General features: G+C 58.7%; 4 protein-coding genes. All 4 read right to left on the reverse strand.

The features are described from left to right. Window positions 1–542: 542 nt before the first annotated feature. Window positions 543–947: a FosX/FosE/FosI family fosfomycin resistance hydrolase gene (gene fosX, locus O9255_RS14705; protein ID WP_297867616.1), complete on the reverse strand. Its 405-nt coding sequence runs from the start codon at window positions 945–947 to the stop codon at window positions 543–545. A 70-nt stretch (window positions 948–1,017) separates the two neighbouring features. Beyond that, window positions 1,018–1,542: a hypothetical protein gene (locus O9255_RS14710; RefSeq protein WP_297867617.1), complete on the reverse strand. Its 525-nt coding sequence runs from the start codon at window positions 1,540–1,542 to the stop codon at window positions 1,018–1,020. 469 nt (window positions 1,543–2,011) lie between these two features. Further along, window positions 2,012–3,034 (reverse strand): hypothetical protein, encoded by a 1,023-nt coding sequence (locus tag O9255_RS14715; protein ID WP_297867618.1) that lies wholly within the window; start codon window positions 3,032–3,034, stop codon window positions 2,012–2,014. 402 nt (window positions 3,035–3,436) lie between these two features. Further along, the gene (locus O9255_RS14720; protein ID WP_297867619.1) at window positions 3,437–4,609 is read right to left on the reverse strand and encodes a pyridoxal-dependent decarboxylase; all 1,173 of its coding nucleotides are present in this window, start codon (window positions 4,607–4,609) and stop codon (window positions 3,437–3,439) included. Between the last annotated feature and the right edge of the window lie 238 nt (window positions 4,610–4,847).

Here is a 4,847-nt window from a genome sequence, read left to right on the forward strand (position 1 = left end):
TCCGCGAAGCGTCGAAGAACTGGAAGATGATCCACCACTGGAAGCCAGCGCTACAGAGCTTCCAGGTGATGTTCGGCGACGAGCGCGTGCCGCTGGCCGCCCTGTGAGAAACCCGGTTACACAGTTGGTTTGACAGACCCACCCTCGGCCCAAAGGGCCTAACGCTGGAGCTAAGCGGCCACATCAATCGCGAAGCGATTGATTGGTCCGCTTGAGCGAAATGTTAGGCGCAAGATGCCCGGAGCGCGGACTTGAAGCAACCCGAAACTCTCCCGGCTACGCCTTGGGCTTGCCGAATCCAACGAACAGTAGGCCCATGGAACAGCCAAGCAACGACGCGACGATGAGGCCTCCAGTCAAGCTTTTCAAAGCAACGCCGATAGGCAGTCCGCAAGAGATGCCGACTGAGAAACCCAAGAAGAATCGGGCCCATGTATTCGCCAAAACACGACTCCTGATGTCTCGACTGTGAAGCGCCTAACGCTGGAGCTAAGCGGCCACATCAATCGCGATGCGATTGATTGGTCCGCTTGAGCGAGTTGTTAGCGCTCGCCGGCGTACCTGGCGAGACGCTCTTCAAGTGTGCCGGAATGCAGCTCAAAGAGGTGGTTGTCGAAGTCGTAGACATACAACGAATCCCCCTCACCCGGTACGCGAGAACGGGACGGAAGAACCTCCGCTCCGATGCGCTCAAGTCGCTCGCGGTACTGCGCGAGGTCTTCTTTTTGAACGCGGAAAGCCACGTGCTGGTAGCTGCGCTCAACCGGAGGCACCCCTTCCATGGCCGCGACCCAGACTCCGCCAAGGACAAAGAACTTCTCGCGCGAAAGGGAGAAGTTCTTGCCGTTGCTGTCATAAACCTCGACAGCCCCTAGACCGTCACACATGAACGTCGCCATGCGATCTAGGTCTTTAACGAGGAATGTCAGGTGACTGATACCGTCCATGAGCGCTAACGCTGGAGCTAAGCGGCCACATCAATCGCGAAGCGATTGATTGGTCCGCTTGAGCGAGTAGTTAGCTGAAGTACTGTGGATAGAACTTTGGACATATGCAATGCGGCCTATCGACCGGCGGATCAATGCACTCGAGTGCTAAAGCGGGAAGAGCCTGCTCCACCCGCTCGGCGGCCAGAACGCTGCCCTCATTGACCTCGTAGCGATCTGAGATCGAGAACTTAACGACCCCTTCGTGACACCAAATGTAAATGTTCTCGCCATTGATGCGCTGCCACTTTGGTTGCTCGACGAGCGTGCCGAAGATGAGCGAAGGGAACGACGCGAACTCAGCACTGCTGTAGGGCTTGCCGACCTCTGGCTGGGGCGGAGCAAGCTCATAGGTCTTGAGCAGGACCCCAAGCAGGGCAAGCCGTGATTGGAGTTCATCGACGGAGCCGTAGCGATAGCTGAGAACAAGCTCGTCACCATCATTTGCATGTCCGCCGGCAGCTCTGACGAAGCGAAAGAGCTTAAGTCGGCGAGCCCATTGCCTGAGCCGATGCTCAGGATGCTCTTGAAACAGCCAACGCGACCAATTGTCCATACTTCAGCTAACGTCCGGTGCTAAGCGGCGTGAGCATCGCCTCAGCACAAAATTTTCGCCGGATGGCGGGGCGAACGTCCGCTTGAGCACCTAGTTAGCGGGACGGCGCCGCCTGATGTTGCCTGGCCGACGCCCGCTCGAGTGCCCGACCCTACCCTCATGCGACCCCGACGATGCCCCGCCGGGCGCCGAAGGCGGCGCAAAAGCACTCCAGAACCAGCAAGGCGAGCGCACCGTCGCAAAAGCGTTTTGCGCCGCGTGCGGTCGCCTTGCTGTTCTAGCAGTTTTTTCTCCGACGCGGCAGTCGGAGCGCCTACGGAAAACTGCGTCAGAGTTTTCGCACTCGCGCGGACGATCCGTAAGCCCATCGTCCACCGCCGCCCCGCTAACGCTGGAGCTAAGCGGCAGCATCAATCGCGAAGCGATTGATCTGTCCGCTTGAGCGAGTAGTTAGACCAGCGCGTTAGCACTAGTCTGTCCTAAACGTGCGACCAACCGGAGCACCACTCGCCCATTTGCTGAACTGTGTGATTGCCTCACCAATGCGGCTTCCTGATGGCGTCCCGAGCATATGGTCGGCACCCAAAAAAGCCCAGTAGAAGACAGGCCGTTGAGGCTGCCGCCGCATGAGCTCAACTGCCACCAGGTCGGCTGAAGCGATTGGCACACTCTCATCTTTCTCTCCGTGAGCGATGAATAGAGGATCGTCGCTCTTGGTGAGTGAGTCGAGAACGCTATTTGCTATGGCGAAAGACTGCCACCGCTCCGCACTCGAACCTTGGTAGGTTGTGGGCGGCGAGGATCTGAGAAACTGATCAAGAACTGAGAAGGCACTCTTCACTCCATCAATGTCATTGCTTTGCCTAGCAAACGTCGCGAGGTCAAAGAACTGTGATGGCCCAGCACCGCCGATGAGCATCAATGCATCTACGAGATCGGAACGTGCCGCAGCAACACTAGCGGCAACATCCGCGCCCTCAGAGACACCCACAACTTGAACTGACGCAGCCCAAGGCTGCTGTCGAATCCAACTCAGCTGCGCAATGACGTCCGAAGCCCGGTGATCCAGCGTCACTCCGCCGTGATGCTCAGAGCAGGGGCTGAACTTGAAGATTTGCTCAATCGAGAACTCTGAAGCTGACCTCATTGTTTCGAGCGAGACGACATTTCGGCGCTCAAGGTAGATCAGGTGGGAGTCGAGAGAGTTTCTCTCTTCCTCACTGAGCATGGGAACCGTTGCGTAAGCCTCGTTAGGTGGATCGGTGTCCAATGCAGCAAACAAGGGGGCGCAAAGAGAGCCGGGGACTACCGCTACAACTGGCTTTCTTTCCCCGCCGATGTATCCGACTAGATCAAGGCGATTTCCTTCCTTGTCGTGAGTAGTAAGTCTTTGCAGGCCCTCTAGCCCCGAAAAGTCCGAAAAGGACCTTTCGGCGAGCACTTGGCCAGACAAACCAACGCTCGAAAACACTACTGCCAACAGAACTCGCACATTGCTCTCCTTGCTGCGCCGAACTTTCCCACGCTGGTCTAACGTCTGAGTTAAGCGGCAGCTCCAATCGCGAAGCGATTGGACTGTCCGCTTGAACGAATAGTTAGGCGGAATGTGCCGGAGCCCGAACTTGCAGGCAACCCGGAAGGCGGTGTTTTGGTGCCCGCGCCTGCCTAGACCTGACACCGACTACTTTGCGGCCCATCGGACTTGCGACGCGGACCACCACAGCGTGGGCGGGCCGGATGTCTCGCTGCGAGGAGTCTCGGGATTCTGAGAACGAACTCGCCTCAGACCACCGTAGAACCAACCGCCTAACGCGTGAGTTAACCGGCCCAGCCATAGCCGGAACGATGGTTTCGGACCTGGCCGCGTGCGGCTGGGTCCGGGTTGAACGATTGGTTAGGCGTCTTCACGGCTGGCAGCCAGTATCTTCTCTACCACGCCATCCATATCCACCGACGGGTTTGCAGCGACCGAGCGCGCCCAAGTCTGGCCATCCAGTACGCATGTCGACAACATTCCTGGCGGCAGCGCCTGCACGAATGCAACGGTCGATGAGCCCACAGGTCGGAACACATTGATTGCCGTCTGCGGTCTACCCCATAACTCCAGGCGGTCACACTTCTCGATCTCGTCCGCAAGCGAGTCAGCCATCTGCATGAGGCGGTCGAGCCGCTGCGCTACGCCCTCACGACCCCAAGCGAGCAGCGTTGCCAGTAAGGGAATGGCAGCAGCCGATCGCGAGCCCTGAACACCAACATTGGGACTTGCGAGATAGCCGCCGCCGAAGCTGATCGCTGCATTGGCTGCGTCCAAGTTGCGGAACATGACAAGCGCAGAGTCCTTGGGCTGGAAGAGCCACTTGTGCGCTGACACCGCCACGGAGTCAGCGGCTTGAATGCCGTCAAGCCGCGCGGAATGGGTGCGGCTTAGGCGGAGCGAACCCGCCCATGCGGCATCGACGTGCGTCCACTTCGCCGCGCCAACCAAGTCCAACGGGTCGACACCACCCGTCGCCGTGGTTCCCGCAGTGAGAACAAGACATGCGTTATCGAGGCTAGGGAGTTGCTCACGATCCAAGCGTCCCCATCGGTCGACTGACACCTTCACAAGTTCGAGGCGCAGTAGGCGACACGCCTTCTCGATGCTCAGGTGGGCGGCCTGCGAGGTGACCACCGTACTCACACCGGCGACATCACGCGCTGCCCAGAGCCCTGTCAGATTGGCAATCGTTGAACCCGCGCAGAAGTGCCCGCCCCTCATGCCGAAGAGCGGTGCCAGCCAAGCCAACACCAACGCCTCCGCCTGGGTAGCGAACGGCGAGGTCGCTTCGTGAAGCATGTTCTGATTGCGGCTGGCATTCCACAACGCCATGGCCCAAGTGATCCACGGCGTCGGAGGATCCATATGCGCCAGCGAAGAGGGTGAACCGAGTTGAGCGGCCTTGTCGAGAACGTGACCCGAGAGCATTTCCAGTGCACGCATCTCGCCCAACCCGGACTCGGGAAGCGTGAACGGCAGGTCCACAGCACCACGATGTGGCGACGCGAGAAGCTCGAGCGCCTTGTTCAATCCGTCGTGTGTCGAGAAACTGGAATCAGAAGTTTGCATACGAGATCTAACTCGGATCACATTGAGTCGATCGACACATCGCGCGCCGATGCGAGACGCCTAACGCTGGAGCTAAGCGGCAGCATCAATCGCGAAGCGATTGATCTGTCCGCTTGAGCGAACTGTTAGGCCGCATTGCCAGCGATGACAAGTGCGGCCGAATTGACGAAGCCAAAGCATCTAGCGCTGAACGGCTTGG

The organism is Silanimonas sp. (assembly GCF_027530345.1).
Lineage (GTDB): Bacteria > Pseudomonadota > Gammaproteobacteria > Xanthomonadales > Xanthomonadaceae > Silanimonas.

Excerpts from the sequence above, each read along its gene's own strand:
- fosX (WP_297867616.1), bottom strand. The coding sequence starts at position 947 with ATGGACGGTATCAGTCACCTGACATTCCTCGTTAAAGACCTAGATCGC.
- O9255_RS14710 (WP_297867617.1), bottom strand. The coding sequence starts at position 1,542 with ATGGACAATTGGTCGCGTTGGCTGTTTCAAGAGCATCCTGAGCATCGG.